We start from the raw sequence: 15,503 nt of genomic DNA, 5'->3' as shown, positions 1-15,503 counted from the left end.
GCCATGACCTATACGACCCACGACTATTCTGACGGCGCGGCTCTGGCAGCCGCGCTTGCCGACGAGGTGGCAAGCCGCCTCGCCGCAGCGATCTACGCACGCGATTCCGCCTGCATCGCGGTTTCGGGCGGCTCCACGCCGAAGAAATTCTTCGAGGAGCTTTCGAAGCGCGAGCTTGCCTGGGACAAGGTGAAGGTGACGCTGGTCGACGAGCGCTTCGTGCCCGCCGATAACGAGCGCTCCAACCATCTTCTGGTCGCCAAGCATCTTTTGGCGAACAATGCGGCGGCGGCAACCTTCGTGCCACTCTATTACGATGCGCCCTCGATCGAGGATGCGGCCGTCATTGCCACGAAGGCAACGGCTGCGCTCGACAAGCCGTTCGACGTCGTGATCCTCGGCATGGGTGGAGACGGGCACACTGCCTCGTTCTTCCCGCATGGCAACAATCTGGAACAGGCGCTCGACCTCACCGGTCTTTGCCGCGTCATGACGATGGAAGCGGAAGGGGCCGGCGAAGAGCGGTTGACCTTCTCCTTCTCCAGCCTTTCGGATGCAAGGTTCCTGGCCCTGCATATTGAGGGACAGGGCAAGAAGGACGTGCTGGAAAAGGCGATCGCCGGATCCGACGAGACCGAAATGCCGGTCCGTGCGGTCTTGAACCGTGCCGCCTCGCCACTCGACATCTACTGGGCGCCGTAACACGCGTCTTACCTGGCGGCTCCTTTTGAGGGGTCGGAGCAGTAACACCAGCGATCCCGGCACTCTCCCAGACCGGGATCGACCCAAGGAGGATGAACCATGGGCGCCCATTCCGGCATCGAGGCGATCACCGCCCGCATCGTCGAACGATCGAAACCGCATCGTGAGGCCTATATCGACCGGGTGCGCCGCGCCGCATCGCGCGGGCCACATCGCACCACGCTCTCCTGCGGCAACCTTGCCCACGGGTTTGCGGTCTGTTCCCCCGCCGAGAAGGATGCGCTCGCAGGCGACGTCGTTCCGAACCTCGGCATCATCACCTCCTATAACGACATGCTCTCGGCTCACCAGCCTTACGAGACCTTTCCCGCGATCATCCGCGAGGCGGCGCGTGCGGCGGGCGGCATCGCCCAGGTTGCCGGAGGCGTTCCGGCTATGTGCGACGGCGTCACGCAGGGGCAGCCGGGCATGGAGCTTTCGCTGTTTTCGCGCGATGCGATTGCCATGTCGGCCGGTATCGGCCTGTCGCACAACATGTTCGACGCCGCCGTCTATCTCGGCATCTGCGACAAGATCGTGCCGGGCCTCGTAATCGCGGCCCTCTCGTTCGGACATCTGCCGGCGGTGTTCATTCCGGCCGGACCGATGACGACGGGTCTGCCCAACGACGAGAAGTCGCGCATTCGCCAGCTCTACGCAGAAGGCAAGGTCGGCCGCGCCGAACTTCTGGAAGCGGAATCCAAGTCCTATCACGGCCCGGGCACCTGCACCTTCTATGGCACAGCCAACTCCAACCAGATGCTGATGGAGATCATGGGCTTCCACATGCCCGGCGCCTCCTTCGTCAATCCGGGCACGCCGCTTCGCGAAGCGCTGACACGCGAGGCCGTCAAGCGGGCGCTGGCCATCACCGCACTCGGCAACGAGTTCACGCCGGCGGGCGAGATGATCGACGAACGCTCGATCGTCAACGGCGTCGTCGGCCTGCATGCGACCGGCGGCTCCACGAACCACACGATGCATATCGTCGCGATGGCGCGCGCCGCTGGCATCCATCTGACTTGGGAAGATATTTCGGAGCTTTCCGACATCGTTCCGCTGCTGGCCCGCGTCTATCCGAACGGACTGGCCGACGTGAACCATTTTCACGCAGCCGGCGGCATGGGTTTCCTCATCCGCGAGCTCTTGAAGACCGGCATGGTGCATGATGACGTGCGTACCGTGTTCGGCCACGGGCTCGAGGCCTATACGGTGGAAGCCAAGCTCGACGAAAAGGGCCTTGTGGCACGCCATACGGTTCCGCAGACAAGTGGCGACCCGAAGGTTCTGGCGCAGATCGAAACCCCGTTCCAGCCGACCGGTGGCCTGAAGATGCTGACCGGCAATATCGGCAAGGGCGTCATCAAGATTTCCGCCGTGAAGCCGGAGCGCCATATCATCGAGGCGCCGGCTATCGTGTTCCACGGCCAGCAAGAATTGCAGGATGCGTTCAAGCGCGGCGATCTGAACCGCGACTTCATCGCCGTCGTGCGCTTCCAGGGACCGCAGGCGAACGGCATGCCGGAACTGCACCGCCTGACGCCGGCACTCGGCGTTTTGCAGGACCGCGGCTTCAAGGTGGCGCTGCTTACCGACGGGCGCATGTCCGGCGCATCCGGCAAGGTGCCGGCCGCCATCCACATGACGCCGGAAGCCTGCGATGGCGGGGCGATCGCCAAGATCCAGAACGGCGACATGATCCGTCTCGACGCGGTGGCAGGCACGCTGGAGGTTCTGGTGGACTCCGCCGAATTCGACGCACGCCTGCCTGCCACGGCCGACCTTTCCGAAAACGAATTCGGCATGGGCCGCGAACTCTTCACCGCCTTCCGCCGCAATGTCGGCCGTGCCGAGCACGGCGCCAGCGTGTTTTCCTGAAATAACAAAGGGCGGCCTTGAGCCGCCCTTTCAAGAACTCCGACAGTGCCCGCGGTCCTTGGACCGGTGGATTTACCAGGCCCGGAGATCGATCGTCATGTCGCGGTGGTTCGGATGCGTCGAGAAGACGAAGATGCGGTTCATCTCCTTCTTCGTCAGCATCTTCAGGAAGCGAACCTGAATGGTGTTGTTGGTGTTGACCCGCATCAGGATGCAGCCGACCTTGGAGATGCGGGCGTCCGGGATGTCGAGATAAAATTGCTTGGGCAGGTGGTACTGGGTGATGATCCCGAGAACCGCTTCGGTTTCGGATATCTGCAGAACGTCGCAGCGGCGCTGCGCCATGTTCATCACGCCGTTTTCGGTATACTCGATGCGGGCTGCGTTCATCGTGTCATGCATCTTGAACCGCGCTTCGCGGTCGTACATGAACGACTCTTCCTTATTCAGAAAATGGCTTTTTCCAATGGGGGCCGCGGTCACGACAGTGTCTCCTATTCCAATGTCAAAAGAGTAGGGCCTGAAGTTTAACAGAGCGTTGGAATTTCATATCCGGCCCGAATCGGAGCATTAGTCACAAAATTCCGGTAAATGTAAAGTTATACCGACCCGTCAGCGGCGATAGGTTTGCCCGTCCGCGTCAAAGAGATGCAGCTTCTGCGGATCGGCTGAAAAACGCATGGTGTCGCCTCTTTTCACGTCGATGATCCCAGGCAGTTTGGCGATGATCGGCTCCTTGGCCGACAAGCCTTCGATGTAGAGGAGCGTGACCTCCCCGAGCGCCTCGACGATGGAGACCTTGCCTTCGAAGAGATAATCCTCGCCGGTCGCGATGGTCAGATCTTCCGGCCGGACGCCGAAGCTTGCGCTCTTGCCGTTCGCCCCGGTTTCGGTCGAGATCGGTACGATGACCGACTTTCCGTCGACAAGCGAAACGGTGGTCACGGCGCCGGTTTCCTTGACGGTGACGGGCATGATGTTCATCGCCGGCGAGCCGATGAAGCGCGCGACAAAGAGGTTTTTGGGGCGCTCATAGAGTTCGAGCGGTGGCCCGACCTGTTCGATGCGGCCGGCCGATAGCACGACGATCCGGTCGGCGAGCGTCATCGCCTCCACCTGATCGTGGGTGACGTAGATCATCGTGGTGTCCGGCATCTGCTCCTTGAGCCGGGCAATCTCAATGCGGGTCGCGACGCGGAGAGCTGCGTCGAGGTTGGACAGCGGCTCATCGAACAGAAAGACTTTCGGGTCACGGCAGATCGCCCGGCCAATCGCCACGCGCTGGCGCTGGCCGCCCGAGAGCGCTTTCGGCAGGCGGTCGAGATAGGGCGTCAGTTGAAGGATATCGGCGGCCGCGCGGACACGGCGGTCGATCTCCTCCTTGCTTTCCTTGGCGATCCGCATGCCGAAGGCCATGTTGTCGTAGACGGTCATATGCGGATAAAGCGCGTAGGACTGGAACACCATGGCGATGCCACGGCGCGATGGCGGAACGTCATTCACCACCTGACCATCGATGAGCATCTCGCCGCCGGTGATCGTCTCGAGCCCGGAGATCATCCGCAGCAGCGTGGACTTGCCGCAGCCGGACGGGCCGACAAACACCACGAACTCGCCCTGCGCAATGTCCAGGTCGATGCCGTGCAGCACCTTCACCTGGCCATAGGACTTGCGGATATCCTTCAGTACGACACCGGTCATGACGTGATCCTCCCCGTTACCCTTTGTTGTCTCTTACGTGTGGCGAGCGAAATACGCCCCCCAAGGTGGCAGCTCGACACGATTGCCTTCGACACGGCTGTCAAAACCGTGGCCGACGAGCATGTCCCACTGACCGATCGGCAGGTCGGTCGCGACCTCGCCCGCACTCATGTTGAATAGGCAGAGCAGCGTCTCATTGCCGTATTGGCGTTTGTAGCCCAGCACCGTGTCATCGACCGGAAGAGACATGAATTGCCCCTTGCTCAGGGCCGGATGCAGTTTGCGGAAGGCGAGAAAGCGGCGGTATTGCTCCAGCACCGAAGCCGGATCGCCATACTGGGCGCCGACGGCTTTCAGCTGGTGTTCGACCGGGATCGGCAACCATGTCTTTTCGGCCGTCGAAAAGCCGGCCTGAAGCGCCTGAGCATCCCAGGCCATCGGCGTGCGGCAGCCGTCGCGGCCCTTGAATTCCGGCCAGAACTGAATGCCGTAGGGATCGCGCAGGTCGGCATAGGCGATATCGGCCTCGGTCAGGCCCAGTTCCTCGCCCTGATAGATGCAGACGGAGCCGCGCTGGGTCAAAAGAATGGCCGAGAGCATTTTTGCGTAGGCTTCACGGTCGAGCACGTCCATGCCCCAGCGGCTGACATGGCGCACGACGTCGTGGTTGGAAAACGCCCAGCATGCCCAGCCCTCAGGCGCGGCCTCGGAAAAGGCGGTCTGCACTTCGGCCACGCGGGCGGGTGTCAGAGCGTCGGGCGCCAGGAATTCGAAGGCGTAGCACATCTGCATCTTGTCATCGCCGGAAGTATATTCGCCGACGATTTCCAATCCGCGCTGACTGTCGCCCACTTCGCCGACGGCAGCGATTGCCGGGAATTCGTCGAGAACGGCGCGGAAGCGCTTCAGGAACGCGATATTTTCCGGCCGGTTCTTGTCGTAGATGTGTTCCTGGAAATTGTAGGGGTTCACGGCGGGCGCCGTCGACGCGTTGCGGCGCGAGGGATCGAGCGCCGGATTGTCGCGCAATTGCTTGTCGTGGAAGTAGAAGTTGATCGTATCGAGGCGGAAGCCATCGACGCCGCGGTTCAACCAGAAGCGCGTCATGTCCAGCAACGCATCCTGAACCTCGGCATTGTGCAGGTTGAGATCCGGCTGCGAGGTGAGGAAGTTGTGCATGTAATATTGCATGCGGGTCGGATCCCAGTGCCAGGCCGAACCGCCAAAGATCGACAGCCAGTTGCAGGGCGGCGTGCCGTCGGGCTTCGCGTCTGCCCAGACATACCAGTCGGCCTTGGGATTGTAGCGCGAGGAACGGCTTTCGATGAACCACGAATGCTGATCCGACGAATGCGACATGACGAGATCGATCATCACCTTGAGGCCAAGGCGATGGGCTTCCGCGATCAGGCCATCGAAATCCGAAAGCGTGCCGAACATCGGATCGACATCGGAATAATTGGCGACGTCATAGCCGAAGTCCTTCATCGGCGACGGAAAGAACGGCGAGATCCAGATGGCGTCGGCACCAAGCGCTGCGATATGCGGCAGGCGCGCGGAAATGCCCTTCAGGTCACCGATGCCGTCGCCGTTGCTGTCCTGGAACGAGCGGGGATAGATCTGGTAAATGACGGCGCCACGCCACCAGTCCCGATCCTTTGCTGCGTCCGTTGCTCCGGAGACTTCCGCCGAACTTGTCATCCACTATCCCTGTTGGTTCACAGACATCATCCGCCCTTGACCGACCCGGCGAGCAGGCCGCGGACGAGGTATCGCTGCAGTGCAAAAAAGACGATAATCGGGACGATGATGGTTATGAAGGCCGAAGCGGTGAGAATTTCCCATTTGCCGCCCATCGACCCCAACAGCGCGTTGAGAGAGCCGGTCAGGACCAGCTGATCCTTGCCGGTACCGAGAAATACCATGGCGACGAGAAGGTCGTTCCACGTCCACAGGAACTGGAAGATCGAGAAGGAGGCGAGTGCCGGAAACGACAGCGGAAGGACGATCTTGACGAAGATCTCGAAATCGCTGGCGCCATCGACACGGGCGGATTCGATGATCTCCTTGGGAAGACCTGCAATGTAGTTTCGCAGGAGATAGATCGCGAGCGGCATGCCGAAGGCCGCATGCGCAAGCCATATCCCGACATAGGAGCGCGACGACACGCCGAACAGGTTGCCGATGTCGTTATAGAGCGTCAGCAACGGGATCAACGTCATTTGCAGCGGCACGACGATCAGCCCGACCACGAGCGCGATGATCAGCGACCGGCCGGGAAACTGCATCCAGGACAGGGCATAGGCTGCGAAGGCTGCAATCAGGATCGGGATGATGGTAGCGGGTATTGCGACCGTCAGCGAATTGATAAAGGACTGGCCGATGCCGGCGGACGTCAGTACCGTGCGGTAATTGTTGAGGGTGAAGTTCGGCGGTTGGGTGATCGAGAGATAGATGCGCTTGCCGCGCTTGTCGTCGAACGGGCCGCTCTTCACGTAGGAATAGCTGCCATCCGTGTTGACGGTGAGCTTCTCGCCGTCTCCCAGATCCGCTTCCTTGCCGGCCTCGAATTCTGTCGGTGCAGCGACCCTGGTGCCGAAGGCGACCACACTGCCGCTCTTGACGTCGCCGCCATCGAAGACGGAGCCTGATATGTTGTAGTTGGGGCCGTCCTGCCGGGCGCTTGCGGGATCGCCAAGGCGTGCGGCGCTGGTTTCAGCAGCACCCGTCAGCGCCGTCCACCAGCCCGAGGAGGTGATCTGGCCGGCATCGCGGAACGAGGTGACGAGGATGCCGAGCGTCGGGATCAGCCAGATGATGCAGATGATCAGAACCGAGGCATGCAGGATCAGTCTTGGAACGCCGATGCGGCGAAGGCTTGCGGCAGCGCTCATCTCAATGGTCTCCCATATCGCGGTTCGCCTGACGGATGTTCCAGATCATGATCGGCGTCACCGCCGCCATGATGACCAGCGCGATGACGGCACTTCGACCGCTATCGCCGCCGCCGCGGAACATCCAGTCGAACATCAGGTTGGCCAGCACCATCGTGTTCCACTGGCCATTGGTCATGGTCAGAACGATGTCGAACACCTTGAGAACGAGAATAGTGATCGTGGTCCAGACCACAGCGATCGTGCCCCAGATCTGCGGCACCATGATTTTCCAGAAGATCTGCCAGCCATTGGCGCCATCGATGACGGCTGCCTCGACGGTTTCCTCAGGAATCCCGCGTAGCGCTGCCGACAGGATGACCATCGCAAAACCGGTCTGGATCCAGATCAGGATCGCCATCAGGAAGAAGTTGTTCCAGAAGGGCAGCGAGATCCACACCTGCGGATCGCCGCCGATTGCCCGGACGATGGCGTTCAGGAGGCCGATCTGCGTTTCGTTGCCGCCACGAAATTCGTAGATGAATTTCCAGATCACCGAAGCGCCGACGAACGAGATCGCCATCGGCATGAAGATCAGGCTCTTGGCGAGATTTCCCCACCAGATACGGTCGGTGAGCACCGCGATGACCAGGCCGAGGAAGGTGCAGGCTGCCGGCACGACGGCGAGCCAGAGGATGTTGTTGAAGATCGACTGGCGGAACTGCGCGTCGAAGAAGGCCCAGCGGTAATTGGCAAAGCCGACGAAATTGCCGCCGGAACGATCGTAGAAGGACAGGATGAAGGTCGCGATGACGGGATAGACGAGATAGACCGCGAGCAGCAGGAGTGCGGGTCCGAGAAACAGCCAGGGGCGGATCGTGGCTCTACGGTTGAGATTGGCCGAAGCCTTGCGGGCATCGCCTTCCGGCACCGGAAGTGCCACTGATAGCAGCTTGTCGGAAAGCCAGTAGTAGAGCGCGCAGGCAAAAACGCCGGCAACGACGACACCCATGGCAGATGCAATCTGAGCTAACATAGGCCCTCCCCCTTTTCTGCAGTGCTAAGCAGGTCTTCCGTCGTCATATCCGGGAAATGCCAACCCTGGAAATGCCCCTCGCCCCCGCATCCACCCTTCTCCCTGTGGTCGAGGGAGAAGAGCAGTCGCGAGCACAGCCTTCGACGCGAATGACTATTTCAGGCCGTCCCAGGCCTTCTGGATATCGCCGCCCACAGCCTTTGCATCCTTGCCGCCGACATAATCGATCATGCCGGTCCAGAAGGCGCCCGCGCCGATCTTGCCGGGCATCATGTCGGATGCATCGAAGCGGAAGGTGGTGGCGGTGGTCAGCAGTTCGCCCTGCTTGCGCAGTGTGTCGTTGGCATAGGCTTCCGTCTTGGCGCCCTTGAACGGCGTGAGGAAGGAGGCCTGCGCCATCCAGACTTCATGGGCGATCGGCGTCTTCAGGAATTCGATGAAGGCCTTTGCCGCAGGCGAATCCTTGGTGATGGCAAACATCGTGCCGGCACCGAGGACCGGGGTGCCGAGTTCAGGCTTGGAGGCATAGGTCGGCAGGTAGAAGAAGTCCGCATCGACGCCCAGTTCCTTGTCCGCAGGGAAGAAGGATGGCACGAAGGAGGCCTGGTGATGCATGTAGCACTTCGGCGGGATGTCGAAGAGGCCCTTCGGGCTGTCGCGGAAGTCGGTCGAGGCGACCGCTGCAACGCCGCCCGCGACGTATTTGTCATTGCGGGCGAACTTGCCGAATTCCTCGATGGCGCCAACCACTGCCGGATCGTCGAACTTGATCTCGTTCGACACCCACTTGTCGTAGGTTTCAGCCGACGACGTCCGCAGCATCATGTCCTCGACCCAGTCAGTCGCAGGCCAGCCAGTCGCGCCGCCCGATCCGAGACCGATGCACCACGGCACGCCGCCATCCTCGACGATCTGGTCGGAGAGCTTGATCAGGTCTTCCATCGTCTTTGGGACTTCGTAACCGGCTTCCTCGAAATTCTCCGGCACGAACCACACGAGCGATTTCAGGTCGGCCTTGAACGGGAAACCGAAATAGGCCTCTTTGCCGTCCTTGCCCTTGTAGGTCCCGTAGCGGATCCAGTCCTCGCCGGAGCCGTAGTTGGTCTTGATCCAGTCGGCATTTTCCTGGCCGAGCGGCGTCAGAAAGCCCTTGGTCGCGAGATCGGCCAGAAGACCCGGCTGCGGGATGATGGCAATGTTGGGCGGCGAGCCTGCCTGGGTATCGATGACGATCTGCTGCTCGTAGTTCTCGGACGACGAGTATTTACCGTTCGCACCCGTCGCGGCATTGAAATAGGCGAGCACGCTGTTGAACAGCACCTCGTCCTCACCACGCCAAGGACCGAACAGGGTCAGGCTCTGGCCCTTCAGGTCACCATGCGCGGATTTGAAATCCTCGTAGCTTTTCCAGTTGAACTTGGCATCTTCGCCGGGCGCGAACTTCAGTTCCTGCGCACCTGCGGCACCAGCCAGCAGTGCGACGAAAGCCGTGCCGATCCAAAACGATTTCTTCATCAAAATATCCTCCCCTTTGAAGCATAATCTACAGGGGGATTTAAGGCAGAGCCAGAGGTTTCAAGGGCGCCAGTGCAAGCAAAGCGCCTTGAATGTGATGAATGGTCCGAAATCAGAACTTTGGCGCAGGCAGCCCGGCGGCGCGATGGGCGGCGATTACGGTGTTCGCCATCAGCATGGCGATGGTCATCGGACCGACGCCGCCTGGAACCGGTGTGATGGCTGCGGCGACCTCTGAGGCCTCGTCAAAAGCAACGTCGCCGACGAGACGGGTCTTGCCCTCGCCCTTTTCCGGTGCCGGCACCCGGTTGATGCCGACATCGATCACGGTCGCGCCGGGCTTGACCCAATCCGCCTTGACCATTTCGGGCCGACCGACGGCGGCAACCAGGATATCGGCGTTGCGGCAGACGGCGGCGAGATCCTTCGTCTTCGAATGCGCCATGGTGACGGTGGCGTTTGCGGCCAGAAGCAACAGGCCCATCGGCTTGCCGAACAGGTTGGACCGGCCAATCACCACGGCGTTCAACCCGGACAGGTCTTCGCCATGGATGCGCTTGACCAGCAGCATGGAGCCGGCCGGCGTGCAGGAGATCATGCCCGTCGTCAGGTCACCGGTGGCGATCTTGCCGGCATTGGCGATGTTGAGGCCGTCGACATCCTTTTCCGGCAGGATGGACTGGATCACCGGCTCCTGATCGAGATGTCTCGGAAGCGGCAGCTGGACGAGAATGCCATGGATCGCCGGATCGGCGTTGAGCGTATCGACGAGAGACTGAAGCGCCTCCTGCGTCGTCTCTTCCGGCAACGTGTGCTGGATCGAGTTGAAGCCGCACTGCTTCGCCATCCGGCTCTTGGAGCTGACATAGGCGTGGCTGGCCGGATCGTTGCCGACGATGACGACTGCGAGGCCGGGCTTTGCGCCGCCGGCCCGTTCGAGACCTTCCGCTGCCTCCGTGACTGCCGAAATGACCGATGCTGCCGCCTGCTTGCCGTCGATTACCGTGACCACGTGCCATCTCCCGTTGACCGAACAGATCTAAGCCGGAGGCTACCGCCTCAACTGGCTCACCTGCGCCTAATGCTGTCGGGAGCAAACAAAAGCAAGGTCAAATCTTGATCCGGGTGACCCGTGCCTGCCCTATCGTCCCGACGCGGTGCGCAGTTCGGAGTAGGTCTGCACCCGGTCGCGCAGTTCTATCATTTCCTGTCGCAGGAGCTGCAATTCCTCGATCGCCCGGCGATCCTCATGCGAGAGTTCGGAATAGGCAAGCTCTTCCTCCCGCATCGCATGCCGGTGCGGATCCGAAATTGCGACCGCGAGAAGCGGTGGAACGGCGGCCTGATCGTAAGGCTGTCTGTTTGCCATCAGCAGTTCGCGAAGCTGAGCGGACAGCGGCAGGCCATTGGCGGCCTCGCGCTCCTCCATTTCGTGTCTGTAATCCTCGGACACGGCATCGGTCTCGACGTCCTGCGCCCAGGCGTCGGAGCCTGGACCGTGGTCATATTCGTAGGCGGCTGCGATCTCTTCGGAATCATCGGTAAGATCCAGATGGGCGGCCCAACGCGCATCCATCGGCAGCGCGGCGATGTCCTCGACACCGTCCATTTCAATCGGCGCGTGCTCTGCCTCGAGATGGTCGATCGCGGGCTCCGGCGACGAACGGCGTCCCATCAGCATTGTGCCGGCAGCACCGAGAAGCAGGCCAGCCAAGGCGCCAAGACCGCTCAGCGCGTACCAGGGCAAGCCGAGCCAGACGGTCGCTGGTGCTTCGTTGGGGGTGACGGTCAGAGGCTTTGATATCTGCACCCGTGGGGCGGCGACCAGCTTGGAAGAACCTGGGCTGTTGAACCGACCGCTTGAGTAATTGTCGCGCGCTTCCGCAACGGCCGTTTCCAGCCCCGAGAGCGCTGCGATCTCGTCAGACACCGTCTTGTCTGCGGAAAGCTGTTCCAGCTTGGCGCGAAGTTCCGCAAGCTGCGCGGCGGCATGCACCTGCTGGCTGTTCAGCGACTTCACCAGTTGCTTCAACGCGTCCTGGATCGAGAGGCGCGCCTGTGAAAGCACTGCTTCGGCAGCCTGGAAACGCGGATGAAGCGGGCCGAGATCGCTGGAAAGCTGATCGACGGCAAGCTGTGCTTCCACATGCCGCTGGCGCTGATATTCGAGGCCGGTATAGTCCAGACTGTCCGGCAAAGGCTTGTTCAGAACGTCGGCGACCTTCATGGCGGAGGCCTGGCTCAGCCTGTCGTTCAGAGCGACGAGATCGCTCTCGGCCTGCTCGACATCGCGGCTCAGGTCGCGCATTTCGGAGGCCCGGCTTTTCAGTTCGGCAACCTTGTCCTTGCCGGTTCGGCTGACAAACCCTGAAAGCGCCGCTTCTGCGCGGCCAAGCGTGTCGCGAAGGGCTTCGACGGCCGGGTCGCGGCCATCGAAGGCGCCGACAGACAGGGCTGTCGGCACGGCATTGCCCAGCATGCCGACGATCTGGCGGGCCTCTTCAGGCTTTCCTGCCGTCGCCGCAATGCGCAGATCCGTGCTGCTGCGGTCGTATGAAATGGTGATTGCGCGGGTCAGGCGGTCGCGCAGACCCGCTTCGTCCTGCAGGGTCGTCGTCCCGGTGCCGGACAGGATTTCGTAGAGAAGGCCGGTCACGCTCTGGGGTTCGGTCGCAAAACTGCTGTCCTTGCCAAGGTTCAGGGCACGGATGAGATTGTCGATCGTGGTTCTGGCGAGAAGCTGCCCCGTCGCAGCAGATACGGTCTGCTCACTGACGGCCCCGACCTTCAGCTGCGTCTGGGCGGTAAACGTCGCCTCGCTGCTGCCGAGGAGGACGAGCGGCGCCACGCCTCCGAGGGCCGTCATCAGACCGATCCCGAGCAGCGCGGACGGGAGTGCGCGCCGCGCCGGGAGGTTGTCCCGGGCGCTATCCTCGAGCAGGCTGTCGGGCTTTTCGATCTCAGAATTATCCATGGAAAGACCGTCTTGTTTCGCGGGCAGCACCGAAGCGCTCCGATTTTCTTAAGACAGTCTAAATTTCCATGGCAAAGAAAGCGTTAACGACGCGAAATCTGACCCGGCAGCCGGAAGAGATCATCGTTTGCGGCAATCGTCAGAGCTGCGGAGGCAATGGCCGGCAGATGGACGAGGCGATCGAGATCCTGTGGACGGCGAAGATCGGCGATCACGAGATCAAAGCCGCCTTCGAGAACCGACGACGGATCGACAGTCTCGAAACGGTGCCAGGGCGCATGGCGGGAGAACGCGGTGCGGAGGGGCTTGAGAACCGCCACGTCGTTGCCAACCAGGCCGATGCGACGGTTCTTCTCGGAAAATGTCAGGAACGCCGGGACGAAGGCTGAGGCGGTGAAGCGGTCACGCAGGCCGGGGCCGAACAGGCGTGCCGATATGCCGGCCAGACGTACGCTGCCACGAACCGGAAGCCGCGCGCGCGCAACGCTCTCACCCGTTTCTGAAAGGGTCCGATATTCGACGAGACCGCGTGAAAACGTTATGGTCGACAATGGATGTGGATCGTTAAGCATGGCCTCAGCACGCTCGAATGCGGCAGTCCAGCTCAGCTCTTCGATGCCGTTGCCGAGACCCTGCGGGACTGCCTTGAAGGCGTTGATGTGTACCGAGGCGTTCACGTGTGCTCTCCGCTCGAAAATCCAGTCGTCCTGGAGCCTAGCGGAAAGCGCTGAACCGGCTTTGAAGCCGACCGTTAAAATGCGAGTGATGTGTCGAAAAGACATGGCCGTTGAAGCGGCATGCCTGATCCGGAGCGACGGATGCTTAGTGCGCCGGAGCTGCCGCCGGTGCCTCGACCTTGACGCCCTCGACGATTTTCTGGGCCGGAATGGGGTTGCTGCCGCGTCTCGCCGTGTTCGTGTCGATCGTCTCCTTCGACATATAGTCGAGCTGTTCGATCAACACGTTGGCGACGACCGTATCGCCGAGCTTGGCGTTGATGCCGTCCTTGATCTTCGTGCGGAAGCTTTCCGGATCGAAGGTGCCGACGCTTTTCAGGTCGATCATCTTTTCGCCCATCAGAAGCGAGAACAGTTGGTCCGTCAGAACGACTTCCATCGGAAGCTGAACGTGCTTGGACTTCATGCTGTCGACCGAAAGCGAGATGCGGCCAAGGAAATAGCCCTGAACCGTACCATTGTTGATGACCGGCAGGCTGACCGGGTTGCCTCGCACGATCGTGGTCACGACCGCGGCTTCCGCCTCGGTCGCCACGGGCGCCTTCGACATCTGCGCAGAGACATACACGCCACCGATCGTGGCGATGCAGACCCAGAGCCCGATCAGCAGAACCTTGATCATCAGGACGTGCCGAACCGGAACTGATGTTCCGAATAGGTGCCGTCGGCGTCCATGTCCTTGACGGCGTTCTTGAGGATGTCGGCAACGGCGCGGACGGCCTCGAGATGCGCTTCGACGCGCTGGGCGTTGAGCTTCAGCTTCTTCTTCAGGCCCTGCAACTGACCAAGATAAGGTGCCGACGTTTCCTTGACGTCCGGTCCGCGGAACAGGGTCGTCAGTTCATAGAGGCAGCGGCTCTTGTGGGCGTTCGACACTTTGAGGTCGAAGCCGGAGTCGCGGCCGATCCGATCATTCTCGTTATCGATGATCATCTCAAGACGGGAAAGCACTGTCTTGATGCGGTAGTCAGTGGAAACGACGTCCATATCAACCTTCTAATGTTAATTAATTTGATTTCTTGGCTGCGCCGGCGTTTTCCGACGGAGACAGGATCTGCCGCTGGAAATCAGTGATCATGCCCACCGCCATCTGGCGATCGCCTTCATCGGTCTTGGCATTCGGTGCCGTGCCACGTGCATGCTGAACCGACTGCGAGAACAGTTTTTCGGCAATACCGAAACCGCCCTGCTTGGAGACGGCATCAGCAATCTGTTCCGCCATCATGCCCTTCCAGAAATCGCCGGCGGAACCTTTGCCGAAGACTTCTTCGCTCTCGGATGGAAGCATGTTCTGGATAAACGTGGAGGCAACGCTTGCCTCGAACTTCCGGTAGGTCTCCGGAATATCCTTGTGGCGCGAAACACGGACGTTTTCGACCGTGGCGTCGGACCCGGCGGACTCTGCGGACTTGGCAGTCTGGCTTACGGCCTGGGCGAAACCCACACCGTTGGAGGCCAGCATGACGGATTGCGCCGTTGCTTCGTTTGCCTTCAGCTTTTCACGTGCGGCCTGAAGCAGGCCCGGATCTGCGGCCTGGACAACATCCAGGACAAGATCGCTCGGGGGGGAAATAGCCAATTCCAGTTCCTCATTATTTAGCGAACTGGATCATCCCTTATCAAGCTTGCTGGAAGCTGGTGTAGAGACCATCAGGCCGAGATCAACGAGATCGTACATGCGCTCGTCCTCAGCAAGCCGGCCTTCCAGCTCCTTTGCGTCGTCCATGCGCTCCTCCAGCCGGTCGCCCTTGGTCTTTTCGCGCAGGACCCGCTGTTCCTGCGCTTTCTGCTGGGCAACGATCTGCTGGCTTCGCGAAAACAGGCGTGTCAGCCGGTCGGCGTAATTCTTGGAGAACTGCTGGTGGACGGGATCGGTCGATGACAGCGCATCAACAGTCGTGTCGATGGATTGATCGATTTCCGCCTTGCGCTGCACCGTGGTGCTGAGCTCGAACTCGGCGAGCTTTTCAAGTTGGCGCTGGACATCGACCAGACGCCGCAACTTGTCGGATTTCTTGTTGCCTGCCACGCGCGTCCTCCTTGGAAGC

At 61.0% G+C, this 15,503-nt stretch carries 15 protein-coding genes; 2 read left to right on the top strand and 13 right to left on the bottom strand.

Annotated features, from left to right (window positions below; translation table 11 throughout):
* The first annotated feature begins 3 nt into the window (after nucleotides 1-3).
* Both pgl and edd read left to right on the top strand, forming a co-directional pair.
* Nucleotides 4-702 (top strand): 6-phosphogluconolactonase, encoded by a 699-nt coding sequence (gene pgl, locus IFT66_RS16675; RefSeq protein WP_062579141.1) that lies wholly within the window; start codon nucleotides 4-6, stop codon nucleotides 700-702.
* 99 nt (nucleotides 703-801) lie between these two features.
* Entirely contained in the window at nucleotides 802-2,619 is a 1,818-nt protein-coding gene (gene edd, locus IFT66_RS16670) for a phosphogluconate dehydratase (protein ID WP_192078253.1), read from the top strand.
* A gap of 72 nt (nucleotides 2,620-2,691) precedes the next feature.
* Here edd and IFT66_RS16665 read toward each other — a convergent pair whose 3' ends face one another.
* From IFT66_RS16665 to IFT66_RS16605, 13 genes are all read right to left on the bottom strand, one after another.
* Nucleotides 2,692-3,048 (bottom strand): hypothetical protein, encoded by a 357-nt coding sequence (locus IFT66_RS16665; protein ID WP_113109509.1) that lies wholly within the window; start codon nucleotides 3,046-3,048, stop codon nucleotides 2,692-2,694.
* Nucleotides 3,049-3,231: 183 nt separating this feature from the next.
* On the bottom strand, nucleotides 3,232-4,320 hold the full coding sequence (locus IFT66_RS16660) for an ABC transporter ATP-binding protein (protein ID WP_062579131.1): 1,089 nt from the start codon (nucleotides 4,318-4,320) through the stop codon (nucleotides 3,232-3,234).
* 33 nt (nucleotides 4,321-4,353) lie between these two features.
* The gene (bglA, locus tag IFT66_RS16655) at nucleotides 4,354-6,021 is read right to left on the bottom strand and encodes a beta-galactosidase BglA (protein WP_192078252.1); all 1,668 of its coding nucleotides are present in this window, start codon (nucleotides 6,019-6,021) and stop codon (nucleotides 4,354-4,356) included.
* Nucleotides 6,022-6,047: 26 nt separating this feature from the next.
* Nucleotides 6,048-7,214, bottom strand: coding sequence for a carbohydrate ABC transporter permease (locus IFT66_RS16650; RefSeq protein WP_174195634.1), 1,167 nt, complete (start codon nucleotides 7,212-7,214; stop codon nucleotides 6,048-6,050).
* Nucleotide 7,215: 1 nt separating this feature from the next.
* A complete protein-coding gene (locus IFT66_RS16645; RefSeq protein ID WP_092661214.1) occupies nucleotides 7,216-8,229 on the bottom strand; it encodes a carbohydrate ABC transporter permease in 1,014 nt (337 codons plus the stop codon).
* Nucleotides 8,230-8,382: 153 nt separating this feature from the next.
* Nucleotides 8,383-9,744: an ABC transporter substrate-binding protein gene (locus IFT66_RS16640; RefSeq protein WP_113109506.1), complete on the bottom strand. Its 1,362-nt coding sequence runs from the start codon at nucleotides 9,742-9,744 to the stop codon at nucleotides 8,383-8,385.
* A 112-nt stretch (nucleotides 9,745-9,856) separates the two neighbouring features.
* Nucleotides 9,857-10,756, bottom strand: coding sequence for a bifunctional methylenetetrahydrofolate dehydrogenase/methenyltetrahydrofolate cyclohydrolase FolD (folD, locus tag IFT66_RS16635; protein ID WP_092661211.1), 900 nt, complete (start codon nucleotides 10,754-10,756; stop codon nucleotides 9,857-9,859).
* Nucleotides 10,757-10,885: 129 nt separating this feature from the next.
* Nucleotides 10,886-12,718: a hypothetical protein gene (locus IFT66_RS16630; protein WP_192078251.1), complete on the bottom strand. Its 1,833-nt coding sequence runs from the start codon at nucleotides 12,716-12,718 to the stop codon at nucleotides 10,886-10,888.
* A gap of 83 nt (nucleotides 12,719-12,801) precedes the next feature.
* Nucleotides 12,802-13,395, bottom strand: coding sequence for a hypothetical protein (locus IFT66_RS16625; RefSeq protein WP_192078250.1), 594 nt, complete (start codon nucleotides 13,393-13,395; stop codon nucleotides 12,802-12,804).
* Between the two features lie 145 nt (nucleotides 13,396-13,540).
* On the bottom strand, nucleotides 13,541-14,077 hold the full coding sequence (locus IFT66_RS16620; RefSeq protein ID WP_113166219.1) for a hypothetical protein: 537 nt from the start codon (nucleotides 14,075-14,077) through the stop codon (nucleotides 13,541-13,543).
* Complete coding sequence (locus IFT66_RS16615; RefSeq protein WP_062453786.1) at nucleotides 14,077-14,442, bottom strand: hypothetical protein; 366 nt, start codon at nucleotides 14,440-14,442, stop codon at nucleotides 14,077-14,079. The genes IFT66_RS16620 and IFT66_RS16615 overlap by 1 nt, the downstream gene beginning before the upstream one ends.
* Nucleotides 14,443-14,461: 19 nt before the next feature.
* The gene (locus IFT66_RS16610) at nucleotides 14,462-15,034 is read right to left on the bottom strand and encodes a rod-binding protein (RefSeq protein ID WP_062579116.1); all 573 of its coding nucleotides are present in this window, start codon (nucleotides 15,032-15,034) and stop codon (nucleotides 14,462-14,464) included.
* A gap of 30 nt (nucleotides 15,035-15,064) precedes the next feature.
* Nucleotides 15,065-15,484: a hypothetical protein gene (locus IFT66_RS16605; RefSeq protein WP_192078249.1), complete on the bottom strand. Its 420-nt coding sequence runs from the start codon at nucleotides 15,482-15,484 to the stop codon at nucleotides 15,065-15,067.
* Nucleotides 15,485-15,503: the final 19 nt, after the last annotated feature.

The organism is Rhizobium sp. CFBP 13726 (genome assembly GCF_014841925.1).
GTDB lineage: Bacteria > Pseudomonadota > Alphaproteobacteria > Rhizobiales > Rhizobiaceae > Neorhizobium > Neorhizobium soli.
This window is presented reverse-complemented; position numbering and strand designations above follow the sequence as displayed.